Origin of the sequence: Sphingomonas sp. CFBP 8765 (genome assembly GCF_014841445.1) — a bacterium.
GTDB lineage: Bacteria > Pseudomonadota > Alphaproteobacteria > Sphingomonadales > Sphingomonadaceae > Sphingomonas > Sphingomonas aerolata.
In genome coordinates, this window is the sequence record NZ_JACYTY010000002.1 from 774,357 (window position 1) to 792,059 (window position 17,703).

The 17,703-nt window shown below is 67.4% G+C and carries 19 protein-coding genes; 7 read left to right on the plus strand and 12 right to left on the minus strand.

Features of this window, described 5'->3' with window-relative positions; all coding sequences use genetic code 11:
* Positions 1-19: 19 nt before the first annotated feature.
* From aroC to IFT87_RS08225, 5 genes are all read right to left on the minus strand, one after another.
* Positions 20-1,087, minus strand: a complete 1,068-nt coding sequence (gene aroC, locus IFT87_RS08205; protein ID WP_192008090.1) for a chorismate synthase — start codon at positions 1,085-1,087, stop codon at positions 20-22.
* Positions 1,084-1,500, minus strand: a complete 417-nt coding sequence (locus IFT87_RS08210; RefSeq protein WP_192008092.1) for an endonuclease domain-containing protein — start codon at positions 1,498-1,500, stop codon at positions 1,084-1,086. The genes aroC and IFT87_RS08210 overlap by 4 nt, the downstream gene beginning before the upstream one ends.
* Positions 1,501-1,577: 77 nt before the next feature.
* Positions 1,578-2,381 (minus strand): enoyl-ACP reductase FabI, encoded by an 804-nt coding sequence (gene fabI / locus IFT87_RS08215; RefSeq protein WP_107930438.1) that lies wholly within the window; start codon positions 2,379-2,381, stop codon positions 1,578-1,580.
* Positions 2,378-3,343, minus strand: coding sequence for a YhjD/YihY/BrkB family envelope integrity protein (locus IFT87_RS08220; RefSeq protein ID WP_192008094.1), 966 nt, complete (start codon positions 3,341-3,343; stop codon positions 2,378-2,380). Before IFT87_RS08220 ends, fabI begins: the two co-directional genes overlap by 4 nt.
* Positions 3,344-3,350: 7 nt before the next feature.
* Positions 3,351-4,283 carry a DnaJ C-terminal domain-containing protein gene (locus tag IFT87_RS08225; protein WP_192008096.1) on the minus strand — a complete coding sequence of 311 codons (933 nt, stop codon included), beginning with the start codon at positions 4,281-4,283 and terminating at the stop codon, positions 3,351-3,353.
* A gap of 95 nt (positions 4,284-4,378) precedes the next feature.
* Here IFT87_RS08225 and IFT87_RS08230 point away from each other — a divergent pair, with 95 nt between their 5' ends.
* Positions 4,379-4,525, plus strand: a complete 147-nt coding sequence (locus IFT87_RS08230; RefSeq protein ID WP_156360378.1) for a hypothetical protein — start codon at positions 4,379-4,381, stop codon at positions 4,523-4,525.
* Positions 4,526-4,642: 117 nt separating this feature from the next.
* On the opposite strand, the gene IFT87_RS08235 is transcribed toward IFT87_RS08230, so the two are convergent.
* The 4 genes from IFT87_RS08235 to ku form a co-directional block, all read right to left on the minus strand.
* Positions 4,643-5,545 carry a transglutaminase family protein gene (locus IFT87_RS08235; RefSeq protein WP_192008098.1) on the minus strand — a complete coding sequence of 301 codons (903 nt, stop codon included), beginning with the start codon at positions 5,543-5,545 and terminating at the stop codon, positions 4,643-4,645.
* A complete protein-coding gene (locus tag IFT87_RS08240) occupies positions 5,542-8,049 on the minus strand; it encodes a circularly permuted type 2 ATP-grasp protein (RefSeq protein WP_192008100.1) in 2,508 nt (835 codons plus the stop codon). Before IFT87_RS08240 ends, IFT87_RS08235 begins: the two co-directional genes overlap by 4 nt.
* Before the next feature lie 239 nt (positions 8,050-8,288).
* Complete coding sequence (gene ligD / locus IFT87_RS08245) at positions 8,289-10,790, minus strand: DNA ligase D (RefSeq protein ID WP_192008102.1); 2,502 nt, start codon at positions 10,788-10,790, stop codon at positions 8,289-8,291.
* A gap of 65 nt (positions 10,791-10,855) precedes the next feature.
* On the minus strand, positions 10,856-11,743 hold the full coding sequence (gene ku, locus IFT87_RS08250; protein WP_192008103.1) for a non-homologous end joining protein Ku: 888 nt from the start codon (positions 11,741-11,743) through the stop codon (positions 10,856-10,858).
* 113 nt (positions 11,744-11,856) lie between these two features.
* On the opposite strand from ku, the gene pdxH reads away from it, so the two are divergent.
* The 3 genes from pdxH to IFT87_RS08265 are packed head-to-tail and all read left to right on the plus strand — an operon-like array spanning position 11,857 to position 14,207.
* Positions 11,857-12,435 carry a pyridoxamine 5'-phosphate oxidase gene (pdxH, locus tag IFT87_RS08255; RefSeq protein WP_037529979.1) on the plus strand — a complete coding sequence of 193 codons (579 nt, stop codon included), beginning with the start codon at positions 11,857-11,859 and terminating at the stop codon, positions 12,433-12,435.
* Positions 12,432-13,379: a cation diffusion facilitator family transporter gene (locus tag IFT87_RS08260; protein ID WP_037529981.1), complete on the plus strand. Its 948-nt coding sequence runs from the start codon at positions 12,432-12,434 to the stop codon at positions 13,377-13,379. The genes pdxH and IFT87_RS08260 overlap by 4 nt, the downstream gene beginning before the upstream one ends.
* A gap of 36 nt (positions 13,380-13,415) precedes the next feature.
* Entirely contained in the window at positions 13,416-14,207 is a 792-nt protein-coding gene (locus IFT87_RS08265; protein ID WP_031393117.1) for a PhzF family phenazine biosynthesis protein, read from the plus strand.
* 118 nt (positions 14,208-14,325) lie between these two features.
* On the opposite strand, the gene IFT87_RS08270 is transcribed toward IFT87_RS08265, so the two are convergent.
* Together IFT87_RS08270 and mnmA are read right to left on the minus strand one after the other, a co-directional pair.
* A complete protein-coding gene (locus tag IFT87_RS08270; RefSeq protein WP_031393116.1) occupies positions 14,326-14,574 on the minus strand; it encodes a UvrB/UvrC motif-containing protein in 249 nt (82 codons plus the stop codon).
* Between the two features lie 15 nt (positions 14,575-14,589).
* Positions 14,590-15,714, minus strand: coding sequence for a tRNA 2-thiouridine(34) synthase MnmA (mnmA, locus tag IFT87_RS08275; RefSeq protein WP_192008105.1), 1,125 nt, complete (start codon positions 15,712-15,714; stop codon positions 14,590-14,592).
* A gap of 136 nt (positions 15,715-15,850) precedes the next feature.
* Between mnmA and IFT87_RS08280 the strand changes: the two genes are divergently transcribed.
* The 3 genes from IFT87_RS08280 to IFT87_RS08290 all read left to right on the plus strand — a co-directional run bounded on the left by IFT87_RS08280 (position 15,851) and on the right by IFT87_RS08290 (position 16,840).
* Complete coding sequence (locus tag IFT87_RS08280) at positions 15,851-16,078, plus strand: hypothetical protein (protein ID WP_031393005.1); 228 nt, start codon at positions 15,851-15,853, stop codon at positions 16,076-16,078.
* Between the two features lie 102 nt (positions 16,079-16,180).
* Positions 16,181-16,480 carry a CtrA inhibitor SciP gene (sciP, locus tag IFT87_RS08285; RefSeq protein WP_031393004.1) on the plus strand — a complete coding sequence of 100 codons (300 nt, stop codon included), beginning with the start codon at positions 16,181-16,183 and terminating at the stop codon, positions 16,478-16,480.
* Positions 16,481-16,582: 102 nt separating this feature from the next.
* Positions 16,583-16,840 (plus strand): GlsB/YeaQ/YmgE family stress response membrane protein, encoded by a 258-nt coding sequence (locus IFT87_RS08290; RefSeq protein WP_031393003.1) that lies wholly within the window; start codon positions 16,583-16,585, stop codon positions 16,838-16,840.
* 67 nt (positions 16,841-16,907) lie between these two features.
* On the opposite strand, the gene IFT87_RS08295 is transcribed toward IFT87_RS08290, so the two are convergent.
* Positions 16,908-17,648: an SIMPL domain-containing protein gene (locus IFT87_RS08295; RefSeq protein WP_192008106.1), complete on the minus strand. Its 741-nt coding sequence runs from the start codon at positions 17,646-17,648 to the stop codon at positions 16,908-16,910.
* Positions 17,649-17,703 lie beyond the last annotated feature (55 nt).

The following is a 17,703-nucleotide window of genomic DNA, read 5'->3' on the forward strand; positions in this document are numbered from 1 at the left end:
TTCGACTTATGTTCCCCCGTCAGCCGCATTGGCCGCGGTGGAGCAGCGCCTGATCGGCAAGGACAAGTGCGACCATCGCCTCGACCACGGGGACTCCGCGGATGCCGACGCAGGGGTCGTGGCGGCCCTTGGTGGCGATCGTCGCGGCCTCGCCGGACGGACTGATCGTCTCGACGGGGGTGAGGATCGAGCTGGTCGGCTTGAACGCGACGCGCAGGCGGATCGGCTGGCCGGTGGCGATCCCGCCGGCAATCCCGCCGGCATGGTTGGCCAGGAATTCGGGGCCTTCTGCGCCCGGTCGCATGGGGTCGGCATTGGCCTCGCCCGAGAGCGCGGCAGCAGCGAACCCGTCGCCGATCTCGATCCCCTTGACCGCGTTGATGCTCATGCAGGCCGAGGCGAGTTCGGCGTCGAGCTTGGCATAGAGCGGCGCGCCCCAGCCTGCGGGGACGCCGGTCGCCTCGCACGCGATCACCGCACCGAGCGACGATCCCGCCTTGCGCGCGGCGTCGACCAGCGCCTCCCAGCGCAGCGCAGCCGTGGCGTCGGGGCAGAAGAACGGGTTTTGGTCGATCTGTGCGTCGTCGAAGTTGGCAGGGTCGATCGCGTCGCCGCCAATCGCCTCGACCCAGGCGCGGACGCGGACTTGGGGCACGACGAGCCGCGCCACCGCACCGGCGGCGACGCGCGCCGCGGTCTCGCGCGCCGACGACCGGCCGCCGCCGCGATAGTCGCGAAAGCCGTATTTGGCGTCATAGGCATAGTCGGCATGGCCGGGACGATAGGCCTTGGCGACGTCCGAATAGTCCTTCGAGCGCTGGTCGACATTCTCGATCATCAGGCTGATCGGCGTGCCGGTGGTGCGGCCGTCGAACACGCCCGAGAGGATCCGCACCGCGTCGGGCTCGCGCCGCTGCGTGGTGAAGCGCGAGGTGCCGGGACGGCGCTTGTCGAGCCAGGGCTGGATATCGGCTTCGGTGAGGGGGATGCCGGGGGGGCAGCCGTCGACCACCGCGCCGAGCGCGGGTCCGTGGGACTCGCCCCAGGTGGTGAAGCGGAACATCCGCCCGAACGTGTTGACGCTCAAAACCCTCTCCCCTCGGGGGAGAGGGAGGGGCCCGCCGCAACGCGGTGGGAGGGTGAGGGGGCGTTGGCGCGGGCGACGATCGCCGCAGCAACACCATCGATATTCGTCATCACGTCATCATTCCCGAACCGGCATATCCGGTAGCCTTCGGCTTCTAATAACGCGGTTCGCCGTTTGTCATAGGCCTGCGCATCGGCGGACGCGTGCGTGTCACCGTCGATTTCGATGACGAGCGCAATTTTGGCGCAAAGAAAGTCGACGATATAGGGACCAATCCAAACTTGGCGGCGGAATTTGAGGCCGGCCAGCTGGCGGTTGCGGAGGATTTGCCAGAGGCGATGTTCGGGCTCGGTGGGCGCTTTGCGTGCATCACGTTGACGGTCTCGCGCTGCGACGCCGGGTGGCCGTTTCATCCCCTCACCCTCCCATGCTTCGCACGGGTCCCTCCCTCTCTCCTGAAGGGAGAGGGGGTAGTCTGTGCCTCTTCCGCCTACACCAGCGCGATGTCGGGGGCGTCTTCGGCTTTCATGCCGATCACGTTGTAGCCGGCGTCGACATGGTGGGTTTCGCCCGTGACGCCCGATGCGAGGTCGCTGAGCAGGTACAGCCCGGCGCCGCCGACATCGTCGATCGTCACGTTGCGCTTGAGCGGCGAGTTCAGCTCGTTCCACTTCAGGATCAGGCGGAAGTCGCCGATCCCACTCGCGGCCAGCGTCTTGATCGGGCCGGCCGAGATCGCGTTGACGCGGATATTGTCGCGGCCAAGATCAACCGCGAGATACTGCACGCTCGTCTCGAGCGCGGCCTTGGCGACGCCCATCACGTTGTAATGCGGGATGACCTTCTCGGCGCCGTAATAGCTGAGCGTCAGCATCGATCCGCCCGGGTTCATCATCTTCGCCGCGCGCTGGGCGACCGCGACGAACGAATAGACGCTGATGTTCATCGTCATCAGGAAATTGTCGAGGCTGGTATCGACGAACCGTCCGCGCAGCTCGTTCTTGTCCGAAAAGCCGATCGCATGGACGACGAAGTCGATCGTCGGCCATTCCTCTGCCAGCTTGGCAAAGGTCGCGTCGAGCGCACCCATGTCGGAGACGTCGCAGTCGAACAGCCGCGCGACGCCCAGTTGCTCGGCGAGCGGGCGGACGCGCTTCTCCATCGTCTCGCCCTGATAGCTGAACGCGAGCTCCGCGCCGGCCTCGGACAGCTTCTTGGCGATCCCCCAGGCCAGCGACTTGTCGTTCGCCAGCCCCATGATCAACCCACGCTTGCCCGCCATCAAACCGTTCACGCCGTTCTCGCCTTCGCCTCTACCTCGTCAGCCGGTTGCTCTAGCGCTGTTTCGAGGGGTTCCGCCAGTGCCGCGTTCAAATGTGCCCCGAATACCAGCCCCAGACCGATGACGTAGAAGAACAGCAGCATGATGACGACGCCCGCCAAGCTGCCATAGGTCAGGTCATAGCCACCCAGGCTCGACAGGACGATCGGCAGCAACGCGGTCGCGCTGATCCACCAGACGGCGGTGAAGAGCGCTCCGGGCCATTTGCGGCATTTCGAATAGCGATAGCGCGACGGCGTCACCGAGTAGAACAGCAAGTACAGCGCGCCGAACATCAGCAGCGCGGGGATTAGACGCGACAGGCCGACCCAGCCCGCGGCGTCCTGCGCGAAGGGGACGAGGCGGTAGATGAACTGTTCGGCCGCGGTCAGGATGCCCTGTACCAGGAAGGAGAGCAGCGCCATGATCACCGAGCCGACGATCACCGCGGACGATCCGAGCCGCGATTTCCAGAAGGGTGCGGTCGCCTTGATCCCGTAGGCGCGGTGGAAGATGTCGCGGATCGTCTCGACGAAGCTGCCGACGGTCCACAGCCCGACGAGCGCGCCGAGCCACAGCAGCGAGCCGGTGCGCGCGGCGAGCACGTCGGCGATCGGTTTGCGCAACAGGTCGGCGACGTTGGGGGGTAGAACATGGAGGAAGGATTCGACCGCACGGATCGTCTCGGTGCTCTGCCCGAACAGCGACAGGATAGCAGCCGCCACGATGAAGAACGGAAAGACCGTCATCAGCGCGAGATAGGCGAGGTTGCCCGCGTGGATGAAGCCGTCGTTGAACACGCCGACCGCGGCACGCTTGACGACCTCGAACGCATGGCTGCCCGGCTTGACCTTCGCCATGCCGCGATTGAGGCGCCGGCGCGTGCCGCCATGATCATGGGCGCGCGCCTCGGGCGTAAGATTGCTGTCGTTCACAAGGCGTTCAGACGCCCATGGCCCCCCGCGGGTTCCCGGTATTGCTCTTCGCCCAGCCCTCGACGAAGTCGGCAAGCGCCTTGTTGTCGGCCGGAATGTCGATCATCAGCGTGACGAGCTGATCGCCGCGGCCACCGGTCTTCTTGTGGAAGCCCTTGCCCTTGAGGCGCAGCGTCTTGCCCGAGGTCGTGCCCTTCGGGATCGTCAGCATGACCGGCTTTTCGACCGTCGGCGCCTTGATCGAGCCGCCGAGCACCGCCTCGGCGAGGCTGATCGGCAGGTCGATGCGGACGTCATCGCCGTCGCGCGTGAAGAAGCGGTGCGGCTGGACGTCGATCGTCAGGATCGCATCGCCGGCGCCGCCCGGGCCCTGCTCGCCCTTGCCCGCGAGCTTCATCTGCGTGCCACTCTCGACGCCTGCGGGCAGTTTCAGATCGAGCGTCTTGCCATCGGAGAGCGTGACACGCTGGGGCTCGAGCGTCGCCGCGTCGACGAACGGGACCTGCAGGCGATAGGCGACGTTTTCGCCCTTGGGCTGCGGGCGCCGGCCGAAGCCGCTCGCGAATCCGCCGCCACCGCCGCGCTGGGCGCCGCCGAACAGCCCCTCGAAGATGTCGCTCATGTCGGGGCCGCCGCTCTCATAACCTTCGCTGCGAAAGCCACCGCCGGGCTGGGGCCGCCCACCACCGCCGCCACCGAAGCCGAACGGCGCGGCGGGGTTTCCGTCGCCATCGATCTCGCCGCGATCGAAGCGCGCGCGCTTGTCCTTGTCGTTCAGCAGGTCGTACGCGTTGGTGACCTGGCTGAACTTCTCCGATGCCTTCGGATTGTTTTTGTTGCGATCGGGATGAAGCTCCTTGGCGAGCTTGCGATACGCCTTCTTGATGTCGGCTTCGTTCGCGTCGCGGGCAACGCCCAGGGTCTTGTACGGATCGGCCACTTAGGTCCCCACTCTGTCTTGCGCGTCTATGTGGGGCCGCCGCGGGCGCAACGCAATTCCCGTACCGTGCGTTTGGCGGGCGAGAGGAGACGATGATGGCTGACAAGCAACCGATGCAGGGCGTGCCCGAGGGCGATGACGGTGCCAAGCAGAAGGACGGGGTGAACGATGCGCCGGCCAAGGACAAGGGCGGCGAGAGTGGCGGCGGATCCTATCCGAACCCGCATGAGGGGAAGGACTGACGCGTGTCTCGTCATTCCCGCGAAGGCGGGAACCCATACCGGCAATCCTGCGAGACTATCGCAACCGTACGAGTATATGGGTCCCCGCCTCCGCGGGGATGACGACCGTGGAGCAGGTTACCCGGCGACCCGGACCGGTGCCTCGTCGAGCGGAGCGACGTCGACGCTGACGTCCATGCTCTGTGCGCCCGAGCCCAGCACCACGCCGTCGACCGGCGCGATCTCGGCATAATCGCGGCCGACCGCCATGACGATATGGTCGCTCGCCATCCAGATGCCGTTGGTCGGATCCATCCCGACCCAGCCGTGTACCGGCCCGCACCACAATAGGACCCAGGCGTGCGTCGCATCCGCGCCGACCAGCCGCGGCTGGCCTGCGGGCGGGATGGTGCGGATATAGCCCGACGCATAGGCGGCAGGCAGGCCGGCGGCGCGCAGGCCAGTGATCATGATCTGCGCGAAATCCTGGCACACGCCCTTGCGGTGGAGGAACGCCTCATGCGGCGGGGTGTCAACAAGCGTCGCATCCGCATCGAATACGAATTCGCGCTGAATCCGGCGGGCGAGTGCGATCCCCGCCTCCAGCGCGCCACGCGCGGGGTCGAGATCGGCCGCGCAATAATCGGCGATCGCATGGTCGAGCGGGATCAGCGGCGAGGGATAGAGATAGGTGGCGGGGCTCGCCGCGGAGAGGTCGGTGCTGGCGCGTGCCAGCGCCGCGATCTCGGCGAGCGTCGGGTCGCCGGCGGCGGGGACGGGGACGAGCCGGTCGACCGTGATCCGCGACCGGCTCTCGATCGTCAGGTGGCGGACAGGGCTGTCGACCACGAGCCGCGTGACGTTGGCGAGCCCGGCCTCGGCCCGCGCGGGGCTGATCCGGCCCGCGGGGTGGACCGAGAGCGTGTAGGCGTCGAGCCGTTGGCCCGGCCAGTCGATCGGCTTCAGCCGGAGATTGCAGCGCGCGAACTTGACGCTCGCGCCATAATCGAAGGTGGTGACGTGGCGGATGTCGTAGATCATGCGAGCGTCAGTTCGCTGGTGCGGAGCGGTTCTGCGCCCTGCAGGAAATAGCGTCTCGCCAGCGCGTCCGACACACCCGCCAGCCGACGTTCGACATCGCCCAGCGTATCCGCGTCCAGCTCGGCGGCGGTCGCGGTCATCACGATCGCCATGAGTGCGGTCGCCTGGGCCTGTTGCGGTTCGGCCATCTCGTCGTCGCTGAGCACCGGCAGCTCGGCGAGCCGCGCGGCGATGCGGTCGGCGGAGAAGGCGAGGCTGCGCGGGTTGCCGGGGTCGAGCGCGACGAGATCCATGACCGGCACGCGCGCGATTCCCGTGGGATAGCGCTGGCGATAGGTGATCTGGCTGTCGGCGAGGTCGAGCAGCACCGACAGGTCGTCGGGCGAGGCGCCGGGCATGCCGAACAGCCGGATCGCGCGTGCCATCGCCATCGCGCGCTCGATCCGGCGGCCGAGATCGTGGAACCGCCACGCCGCGGTGCGTCCCATATGCTCGGCGGACAGCCCGGCGATCGCGGCATAGCGGCGCTGGAGCGAACCGGCGCGTTCGAGCATCCCGCGATGCGTGGGGAAGGGCGCCTCGAGCAGCCGGACCATGTCCGAGGACAGCCGGTCGCGCGATCCCTCGCCGATCGCACGCGCATGGCGGTTGATCGTCGCGACCGACTGCCAGCCCTCGTCCTCCATCGCGGTGCGCGCGAACGCGGTCAGGTCGGCACGGCGCAGCGCGGGGGGATGCGGTGCGGCACCGCTGCCGACGATCAGCCCGACGAGCTTGCCGACGGTCTGCGACGACAGCACGGCGCCGCCGTCCGCGTCGATCGAATTGCCGAGCATCACGCGGATCGCCGCGAGCAAGGCCTCGCCGCGCTCGAGATAGCGGCCGAGCCAGTAGAAATTGTCCGCGACGCGGCTGGGCAGCGTGCCGGGATTGCGGCGGACGTGGAGCGAATCGGGCGCGGTAAGCAGCGAGACGGGTGCGACCGGCTCCGGCCCATAGACGCAGACATCGGCGGACCAGATGCCCTCGCCCATCACCGCGGCGCGCGCGTCGGGATGCTCGCCGATCCGCGCGAACCCGCCAGGCAGCACGGTCCATTCGCCGTCGCCGCCGCGTGCTGCAAAGACGCGCAGCGTGAACGGGCGCGGCTCGAGCGTGTCGCCAACGACGACGGGCATGGTCGACAGGCGAACGATCTCCTGCCCGACATAATCCTGCGGGCGGCGGGCCATGTCGGCGAGCAGCGCGGCACGGTCGGCGCCGGTGATGTCGGCACCCGCGGTCGCGCCGTTGGGCAAGCCGAGCGGGCGGGTGTGATAGGCGGGGGCGATCAGCAGCCGGTCGAGATCGGCCTCGACCGCGGTGCGCGCCGCGTCCTGCCCGCACCACCAGGTCGCGATGTTGGGCAGCAGCAGGTCTTCGCCGAGCATCGTGCGTGCGAGTTGCGGCAGAAAGGCGGAGAAGGCGGGGGCCTCAAGCACCGCGGAGCCGGGCGCGTTCGACAGCACGACATTGCCCGCGGCATAGGCGTCGATCAGGCCGGGCACGCCGATCTGTGAATGCGTGTCGAACGCCAGCGGATCGAGCAGCCGCGGATCGAGCCGCCGCCACAACGCGTCGATCCGCTTCAGCCCGCCGATCGTGCGGACATAGAGCTTGTCCTCGAGCGCGGCGAGATCTGCGCCCTCGACGAGCAGCAGCCCCAGATAGCGCGCGAGATGCGCCTGTTCGGGATAGCTCGGGTTGAACCGGCCGGGGGTGAGCAGCCCGATGCGGGGATCGGTGCGCTTGCACATCGCCGCCAGCCCGGCGCGGAACGCGGCGAAAAAGGGCGCGTGGCGCTGGACGTTCAACCGCGCCTGCAACCCGCCGAGCGTGCGGCCGACCGCGAGCCGGTTCTCGAGCGCATAGCCCGCACCCGCGGGCGCGCGCAGGTGGTCGGCGAGCACGCGCCATTCGCCGCTCGGTCCGCGGCCGAGATCGATCGCGATGAAATCGAGATGGCGGCCGCCCGGCGGATCGAGCCCCACCATCGGCCGCAGGAAGAACGGGCTGCCGGTGACGAGCGCGGCGGGGATATGGCCGTCCGCGACCAGCTTTCCCTCGCCGTACAGATCGGCGATCACCGTTTCCATCAACGTCGCACGCTGGACGACGCCCGCCGCGATCCGCGCCCATGCGTCCGCCTCGATCAGCAGCGGGACGGGGGAGACGGGCCAGGGACGCTCGTCGGGTTCGTCGGCGATGCGGAAGCCGGTGCCGATGTCGACCGCGTGACGCTGGACGCGTTCGCGGACATGGCCGAGATCGTCCGAGGCGACCATCGCGAGCTCGGCGAAGGTCGCGGTCCAGGCGGGGTCGATGCTGCCGTCGGCGGCGGGGCAGAGCATGTCGGCAGCGGTGCTGCGCACGCAATAGTCGGCGATCCAGCGCTCGGCATGGCGTGTCGCGTCATAGGCGCTTGATTGCGCCGTATCGGTCGGGGGCGTGGATTGCGTCGCCATCTCCATGCCTTGCTGCCCTTGATGCGTGGCGGGGGGTGTTTCACCTTTCGCCGCCGCGGTGCAACCTAAAAGCGTGTCTGCGGGGCGTGTTTCGCCTACGCCTTCCACCCCGGCGGAGGCCGGGGCCCAATTGGGTGGAGGGGGGTAACGGCTTGCTACCCCTTATCACGGGCGTCCCCCAATTGGGCCCCGGCCTTCGGCGGGGTGGAGTGCGGGGGTTAGGGGAGGCTGCCGCGTGTTCAGAAATCCGGCAACACCTGGTCCGCCACACCCCAGCCCTTCAACCCGCGTGCCCCGGCGCGTGCGATCAGGTCTTCGGCGTCGCGCACGCCCCAGCGGACGGCGGTGTCGATGTCGCGCAATTCGCTCCATGATACGGGGGCGGCGACAGGCGCGCCGGCGCGGGCGCGGGCGGAATAGGGCATGACCGCGGTGCTGCCGCGCTGGTTGCGCAGCCAGTCGATGAAGATGCGGCCCTTGCGCTTGGCCTTGGCCATCGATGCCACGAACCGGTCGGGTTCGGCACTTGCCAGCGCCCGCGCGAAACGGTCGGCGAAATCCTTGACCGCGGGCCATTCCGCCCTGGGGGTGAGCGGCACGACGACATGGACGCCCTTGCCGCCCGACAGCATCGCGAAGCTGACGAGCCCCAGTTCGGCGAGCTGCGTCTTCAGATACTCTGCGGCCTTCTTCGTATCGTCGAAGTCGAGGCCCTCGTCGGGGTCGAGATCGAAGACGAGCCGGTCGGGCTTTTCGAGCGTCTCGTTGGAGGATCCCCAGCCGTGGAACTCGATCGTCCCCATCTGGACGCAGGCGACCAGTCCGTCGGCGTCGTCGACATAGAGATAGTCCTCGGTCGACCCATCCTTCTCCCGGATCGGCACCTGATGGACCGCGTCGCCGAAGCTGCCGGCATCGTGTTTCTGGAAGAAGCAGGCGCGCGACCGGCCTTGCGGGCAGCGGACGAGGCTGATCGGGCGGTTGCCCGCGAAGGGGAGGATGAGGCCCGACAGTGCAGCATAATAGTCGGCGAGATCGCCCTTGGTGACGTCGGACTCGTCGAAGATCACGCGGTCGCGGTTGGTGATCTTGATCTTGGCCTCAGGCGCGGCATCGGGGAGCGGGGCGGGGGTCTCCGCAACGACGTCCTTTGCCGCCTTGTCCTCGCGCAGGCCGATGAAGCTCGAATGGCGCAGCACGCCGTCGGGGGTGGTTTCGGCAAAGGCGATCTCCGCGACGAGCTTCGGCGTCACCCAGTGCGCGCCGCGGACCGCGGCTTTCGGGGCCTCGACGGTCGGCGTCTTGCGGTCGAGCGCCTCGAGCTTGCCGCGCAGCTCGTCCATCAGCGCCTGGTCGAAGCCGGTGCCGACCTTGCCTGCATAGCGATAGGTCTTGCCCTCGCGGACGCCGAGCAGCAGCGACTTGAAGCCTCGCTTCTTGTCGGAAGGGAGCCAGCCGACGATCACGAATTCCTGGCGCCGCGTGCATTTGACCTTGAGCCACGCCTTGGTCCGCTTGCCCTGATAGGGCGCGTCGGCGCGTTTCGAGACGATGCCTTCGAGGCCCTCGCGGCACATCGTCTCGAACAATTGCTCGCCCGCGCCGATGACGTGGTCCGAATAGCGCAGGCGGTCGTCATCGGCCGGGATCAGCGGTTCGAGCCTCGCCTTGCGGTCGAGATTGGACAGGCCGGTCAGGTCCTCGCCGTCGAGTGCGAGCAGGTCGAACGCGAACAGCGTCATGTCGCCGCCGTTGGAGATCGCGTCCTTCAGCGTCGAGAAATCGGGGTGGCCGTTCTTGAAGGCGACGATCTCGCCGTCGATCAGTGCCGATTTTACGGGGAGCTTCGCGGCGGCGGCGGCGATTCCAGCGAACTTGTCGGTCCAGTCGAGGCCGGTGCGGGTGAAGACCTTGGCCTTGCCGTTCGCGACCGCGACGAGCGCGCGGTAGCCGTCATATTTGACCTCGTGCAGCCAGGCGGTGCCGGTGGGAACGGCGTCGACGAGCGTGCAGAGCTGGGGGTCGCGGAATTCGGGGAGCGCGCCGTCATCCTGGCGAAGGCCAGAATCCGGAGTATCGGCCGCGACGCTTTTCGCTCTGGGTCCCGGCTTCCGCCTAGATGACGGGGGAGGGGCGGGTTTGCTCGCGCGCGCCGGCTTCTTGCCTTCCGCGATCTCCGCCATCGTGCGCCCGGTCGAGATGCTCGTCAGCGCTTCGTCGACCAGCGTGTCGGTGCCGCCCGCCGCGGCGTCGTCGATCTTGCGGAGCAGCCAGTTCTCGCGCTTTTCCTTCGCGCGGGGTTTCAGGCGGATCAGCAGCCATTCGCCCTTCATCCGCTCGCCATCGAGGACGAAATGGAGATGCCCCTTGTCGAGGTCCTTGGCCGACTTGCCCTTGATCGGTGCCCAGGTGCCGCGGTCCCACAGCATCACCGTGCCGCCGCCATATTCGCCCGCGGGGATCGCGCCTTCGAACGTGGCGTAGCTCAGCGGATGGTCCTCGGTGCGGACCGCGAGGCGCTTTTCGTCCGGGTCGAGGCTGGGGCCGCGGGTGACCGCCCAGCTTTTGAGGACGCCGTCGATTTCCAGGCGCAGGTCCCAGTGGAGGCGGGTGGCGTCGTGCTTCTGAACCATGAAGCTGTTGCCGTTGCCGGGGGTCAGCGTGCCGGCCGGTTCGGCGGTCTTCGCGAAGTCCCGCTTGGCGTTGTACCGCGCGAGGGGGTCGGGGGTGTCAGCCACCATCGGTCTCCCGCGAACGCGGGAGCCCAGGCTGGGTCCCCGCCCGCGCGGGGACACAACAGGGGGCGTTACGCACGTTTCTTGGCCGGGGTCTTGGTCGCAGACTTCGTCGCGGTTTTGGCCGGAGCTTTCTTGGCGGGCGCCTTCTTCGCAGCCGCGGCCGTGCCGCCCGATTTCTCCATCGACTTCTTCAGCGCCGCCATCAGGTCGACGACGTTAGACCCCTTGCTCTCGCCGCTGTCCTTGTCGTCGATGATGGTCTTGCCGTTCGCCTTGCGCTTGCGTTCGATCAGGTCCTTCAGCGCGTCGACATACCGATCATGGAAGTCCTGCGGGTGGAAGTCGCCGCTGCGCTTCTCGATCAGCGCCTCGGCGAGTTCGAGCAGCTCCTCGGAGGGCTTGTCGTCGGGGATGTCGCGGAAATAGCCCTGCGCCTTGTGCACCTCGTCCGCGTAGCGCAGCGTCTCGAGCACCAAGCCGCGCCCGCACGGCTTGAGGCTGACGACATATTCGCGGCCGCGCATCGCCAGCTGGCCGAGCCCGACCTTTTTCGTACGGCGCAGCGCCTCACGCAGGACGATGAACGCCTCCTCCGCCAGATCGTCCGCAGGGACGACGAAATAGGGCTTCTCGTAATAGAGCACGTCGATCTCGCTCGCATCGACGAACTGGGTGAGTTCGAGCGTCTTCTTCGATTCGAGCTTCACCGCGTCGATCTCGTCCTGGTTCAGCAGGACATATTCGCCCTTTTCGACCTCATAGCCCTTCATGATCTCGTCGGCGTCGACCGGGCCGACGCCGGTGACGACCTTGTCGTAATGGATCGGCTGGCCCGAGGGTTCGTGGATCTGCTTGAACGAGACGGCCGCACCCGATTTGGTGGCGGAGTAGATCTCGACCGGGATCGAGACCAGCGCGAGCCGGATCTGTCCCTGCCAATAGGCGCGCGCTGCCACGGTGCGGTTTCCTTCGTTGCGAAACCGATTCAATCGTCGGCGTGGCGAGTCGTTCCGTGAGCGCCGTGCCGTGCGCTGTTTCGCGGCCCGCCAAGTTTCGCTATGGCGCTGCCATGTCCGATAACCCGATCACGCTGTTCGAGGCCTGGTACGCCGAGGCCAGGCAAACAGAAATCAACGACTCCAACGCTGTAGCCCTCGCCACTGCGGATGCGCAGGGACGTCCGTCGGTGCGGATGGTGCTGCTGAAAGGGCATGGCCCCGATGGTTTCGTCATCTACACCAACCGCGAGAGCCGCAAGGCGGGCGAGCTGACCGCGAACGCGCATGCGGCGTTGCTCTTCCACTGGAAGTCGCTGCGCCGGCAGGTCCGGATCGAGGGGCGCGTCAGCCTTGTGAGCGATGCGGAATCGGACGCCTATTTCGCGACGCGCGGCCGTGATTCGCAACTCGGGGCATGGGCGTCGGAGCAATCGCGCCCGCTCGACACGCGCGACACGTTCGAACGCCGTTTTGCCGAGGCGCAGGCGCGGTTCGAGGGTGGCGACGTGCCGCGCCCGCCGCACTGGGGCGGGTACCGGATCGCGCCCGATCGCATCGAGCTGTGGCAGGACCGCGAACACCGCCTACATGAGCGGCGACTGTTCTTGCGCGACGGTGAAGGCTGGACCGAAGGATTGCTGTTCCCATGACCCAGGACGAACGCCGCAGGGTTATCCCGCTGGCGACGCGCGCGGCGCTCGCCAGCGTCGCGATGGCGTGTTTCCTGCTGCTGCTGAAGGGCTTTGCGGCGTGGACGACCGGATCGGTCGCGATGCTCGGCTCGCTCGCCGACACCGCGCTCGACCTGCTCGCGAGCCTCGTCACGCTGTACGGCGTGCGGCTGGCGGCGACGCCTGCCGATCACGACCACCGTTTCGGCCACGGCAAGGCAGAGGCGCTCGCCGCGCTGTTCCAGGTGATGCTGATCACCGCGTCGGCGGCGGGCATCGCCTGGCGCGCGATCCTCGCATTCAACGATCCGCAGCCGACCACGGGCGCCGATTTCGGCATCGGCGTGTCGGTCGTCGCGATCGTCGCGACGGTGTTCCTGCTCGCCTATCAGCGCCGGATCATCCGCCAGACCGGATCGGTCGCGATCCTGGCAGACAATGTCCATTACCAGTCGGACGTGCTGCTCAACGGGTCGGTGATCGTCGCATTGGTGCTCGACCAGTATCTGGGGTGGAGCGGGGCGGATCCGATCTTCGGCATCGTCATCGCCTTGTGGCTCGCCTGGGGTGCCTTCTCGGCATCGTCGAACGCGATCGACCAGTTGATGGACAAGGAATGGCCCGAGGACCTGCGCGCGCAATTCCTCGACGTCGCCGCGCGCCAACCCGGCATCCGCGGCATCCATGACTTCCGCACTCGCCGGTCGGGCAGCCATGATTTCGCGCAGTTCCACATGGAGGTCGCGCGCGACCTGACCGTCGCGCATGCGCACGACATCGTCGAGGCGGTCGAACGCAACCTTCGCACCGCCTTTCCCAAGGTCGAGGTGCTGATCCACCTCGATCCCGAAGGGCATGTCGATACCGACAATCCGCTGGTCGAGGCGGACGTGACGCCGCATTGGTTTGGCAAGCGGGTTTAACCTGCGGCGATCGACAACGGGCAGAGGGGCAGCAGCATGAGAATACCGTTCGCGCAGATCGATGCGTTCGCCGACACGGCCTTTGCGGGCAATCCGGCGGCGGTGATGCCGTTGTCCGCGTGGCTCGACGATGCGGTGCTGCTGGATATTGCGCAGGAGAACAACCTGAGCGAGACCGCGTTCATCGTCCCCTCCGCCGAAGAGGGCGTCGATTTCGACCTGCGCTGGTTCACGCCGGGCGCGGAGGTCGCGTTGTGCGGTCATGCGACGCTGGCAAGCGGGCATTTCGTGCTGTCGTCGGATACTGCCCGTGACCGCGTCCGGTTCGCGACGCGGCAGGCCGGGATCCTCGAGGTCGCCTGCGCGGATGGCGGATACACGCTCGAGCTGCCAGCCTGGGCGCCCGCGCCGAAGGCGATGCCGGAGATCGTCGCGGCACTGACGATCGATTCGCCGGTCGAGACGCTGTGGCACGACAAGGGCTATGCGCTGGTGATCGTCGAGGACGAGGCGATCGTCCGCAACCTGAAACCCGATTTCGTCGCGCTGGCGAAGTTTCCGATCGTCGCGATCGTCGCGGCGAAGGGGGCGGCGACCGCGATCGTCAGCCGCGTCTTCACGCCTTATTATGCTATCGACGAGGATCCGGTGACGGGGTCGGCGCATGCGGTGATGGTGCCGTACTGGGCGCAGACGCTGGGCGACAGTTTCACCGCGTTCCAGGCAAGCGCGCGCGGGGGGCGGCTGACGTGCCGGCTCGAGGGCGACCGGGTGGTGCTTGGCGGTGCGTGCGTGACGGTGATCGAGGGCACGTTCCTGCTGCCGTGATCACGGTCTAACTCTACGTCATCCTGACGAAAGTCAGGATCCAGAGCCAGGATCGTCTTGCTTCGTTACCCTGGATCCTGACTTTCGTCAGGATGACGGAAGAGGAGCGGCGTGGCGGCTAGCGCTTGCGGCCCTTGGTCATCGGGTCAGGCTTCTTGGGTTTCACCCAGCCGGGCGGCGGGGTCAGACGTTGCTGGCTGGTGCCCAGACCCATCGCGCCAGGTTGCTGGCGGGTGAGTCCCGCGGTGTCGGCGACGGTGCCGCCGCCGCGGAGCAGGCTGATCTGGTCGCGCAGCCGCCCCGCGCTCTCGAAGTCCATCGCCGCGGCGGCGGCTTCCATCTGGCGGCGCAGGTCGTCGATATCCATGCCACGCCCAACGCGTCAGGCGGCGGCGAGTGCCGCCTCGGTCGACGCGATCCAGCCGCCGCCGAGCACGCGGTCGCCGGCATAGAGGACGGTCGCCTGCCCCGGGGCTACACCATATTCGGGTGAGTCGAACACGACGCGGTCGCCGATCAGGCGGGCCGGGACGGGCTTGGCCATCGAGCGCACCTTGGCGGTGAGCGGCCCGGTGAAATCGTCGCCGAGCCAGTTGATGTCGCTCAGCTGCGCCGCCGAAACCGCGAGCGCACGGCGCGGACCGACCACGACGCGCCGCGTGTCGGGTTCGACGCGCACGACATAGAGCGGCTCGGGGCTGCCGCCGATCTCCAGTCCGCGACGCTGGCCGACGGTGAAGTGGATCAGCCCGCGATGCTCGCCGAGCTTCATGCCGCCGATATCGACGATATCGCCCGCGGTATCCGCCTCCGGGCGCAGCTTCTTGACCAGTCCGGCGTAATCGCCGTCGGGGACGAAGCAGATATCCTGGCTGTCGGGCTTGGCCGCGACGCCGAGGCCGAGTTCGGCCGCGATCTCGCGCACGCGCGGCTTGGGCAGGCCGCCGAGCGGGAAGCGCAGATAGTCGAGCTGCGCCTGCGTCGTCGCGAACAGGAAATAGCTCTGGTCGCGGGCAGGATCCGCGCCGCGGTGGAGTTCGGCGCCGTGCGCGCCCTCGACGCGGCGGACATAATGGCCGGTCGCCAGGCAGTCCGCGCCGAGATCGCGCGCGAGCTTCAGCAGATCCGTGAACTTGGGCCCCATGTTGCACTGGACGCACGGAATCGGCGTGCGCCCCGCGAGATAAGCGTCGGCAAAGGTGTCGACGACCTGTTCGCGAAAGCTCGATTCATGATCGAAGACGTAATGCGCGATGCCCAGCCGGTCGCAGACCGCGCGCGCGTCGCGAATGTCGCGGCCCGCGCAGCACGAGCCCGCGCGGCCGACCGCCTCGCCGTGGTCGTAGAGCTGCAACGTCACGCCGATCGTCTCCGCGCCGGTCGCATGCGCGAGCGCCGCGACGACCGAGCTGTCGACCCCGCCCGACATCGCGACGACGATCCGTCGACCGGCCAGCGACCCCGACCCTGGTGTCGCGCCGCCGAGCTGAAAATCCGCCTGTTCCATCGGTACACCATAGTCTCTGCGACGAGGCGTTGCAAAAAAAGCGACAGGCGCGACAACTCTTTGTCCCGAACTTTACCTCGTTTTCATTCCCCGGCGTTTAGACGGAACCTCTAGTTGGTGTTTTGCGAGTGTCGCGTTGGATCTGAGCTTCCCCCGTTTCGATCGAGAGGCCGAGCTGACCGTTCTGCCCGGTGACCTGGCGGTGTTGATCGTCGGGATCGCCGCGCGTCAGGCGGCGAGCCCGACCGCGGCGGTTCAGGCCGGGTTTTCGCGGGGTGCGATCGATCCCAAGCTGTTCGCCCCCGTCCACGGGGCGTTCAACGGGCCAATGGCGGATGCCTTGACGCGATGGAAACAGGAATGACCGCGGCGTTTACCGCGGCGTTTCAGCCATTCTTCAACTCCCTTGGCTACGGGTCGTAGCCACGTATCGAGAGGGGGCCCCCGCCCCGATCAGAGGTTGTAAATGATCGAGAACCAGAAGTTCCGCCCTGCCAAGGTCATCGGACCGCTTGGCGAGCAATTGACGCTGGATTCGCTGCCGCCGCCCAGCACGACGCGGTGGGTCGTACGCCGCAAGGCCGAGGTCGTCGCCGCGGTCAATGGCGGTCTGTTGTCGGTCGACGAGGTCTGCGACCGCTATGGACTGACGGTCGAGGAATTTGCCGGATGGCAGCGCGCGATCGACCGGTCGGGGATGCCGGGCCTGCGCGTGACGCGGATCCAGCACTATAAGTCGCTGTACGAAAGGCAGCAAAAATACTGACCCGAATCAGCCTACATAATCAAAACGCGGGCGGAACAAACGTCCGTGCTCGCACGTCTTTCCGCCATCGCCCGGCTACGGGAACAACGGAGGGAAAGTAAAATGGGTATCATTCTTTGGCTGATCATCGGCGGTGTCATTGGCTGGATTGCCAGCATGATCATGCGCACCGACGCGCAGCAGGGCATCTTCCTGAACATCATCGTCGGCATCGTCGGCGCCTTCATCGGCGGCCTGATCCTGTCGGGTGGCTCGATCAACAGCGCACCGCTGACGCTGACCTCCTTCATCGTGTCGCTGCTTGGCGCGATCGTGCTGCTGGCGATCGTCAACCTCGTGCGCCGCGGCAGCGTCCGCTAAGAGCGGTCGCTACACAGCGTTGAAAAAAGGGCCGTCCGGGCGACCGGGCGGCCCTTTTTCCGTGCGCTCAGTTCAGCAGGAAGCGGACCGAGACCGAAACGGTGACGTCCTTCTCGCCCGCGACGATCTGCGTACTGTCCTTGGCCATCGAGGCGCGCGCCATGAAGACCGGCGGGTTCGGGTTGCCGCCATTCTCGCCATTCTCGGTGATCGAGACGATTCGCGAGACGCGCATGCCGGCCGACCGCGCATAGATCTCGGCGCGGGCACGCGCGCGCTTGACCGCATCGGCCCGCGCCTCGTCCAGTGCCGCATCGGGCTGGTCGATCGACAGATTGGGCCCGTCGATCTGGTTCGCGCCTTCGGCGACCAGCGCATCGAGGATCGCGCCCGACTTCGCCACGTCGCGGAAGCGGATCGAAACGCTGTTGGTCGCCTGATAGCCGGTGACCGCCGGCGGCTGGTTGTCGGCATAGCGATATTGCGGCGCGAGCCCGACCGTCGCGGTGGCGATGTCGCGCGGCGCGACCCCGGCCTTCTTCAATGCCGCGAGGACGCGGTTCATCCGCTGCGCATTGTCCGCCAGCGCGGCCGCGGCGGTCGTCGCCTGCGAGACGACACCCGCACGGATCGTCGCGACATCGGGCACGCGCGTGGTGCGGCCCTCGGCGCTGACGTCGAGCACGGTCCCGGTCGCGGGGACCATCGGTTCGACCGTCGACGCCTGCGCCTGTGCCGAAGCGGCGGCGGGGATCGCGGCGGCAAGCGGAACCGCCGCCAGCGTCGCGATCATGGTGAACCTGGTCATATCGTGTCTCCCTGTAAGTCAGCCTGCTTTCGCGATTGATCGAAGCCGGGTCAAC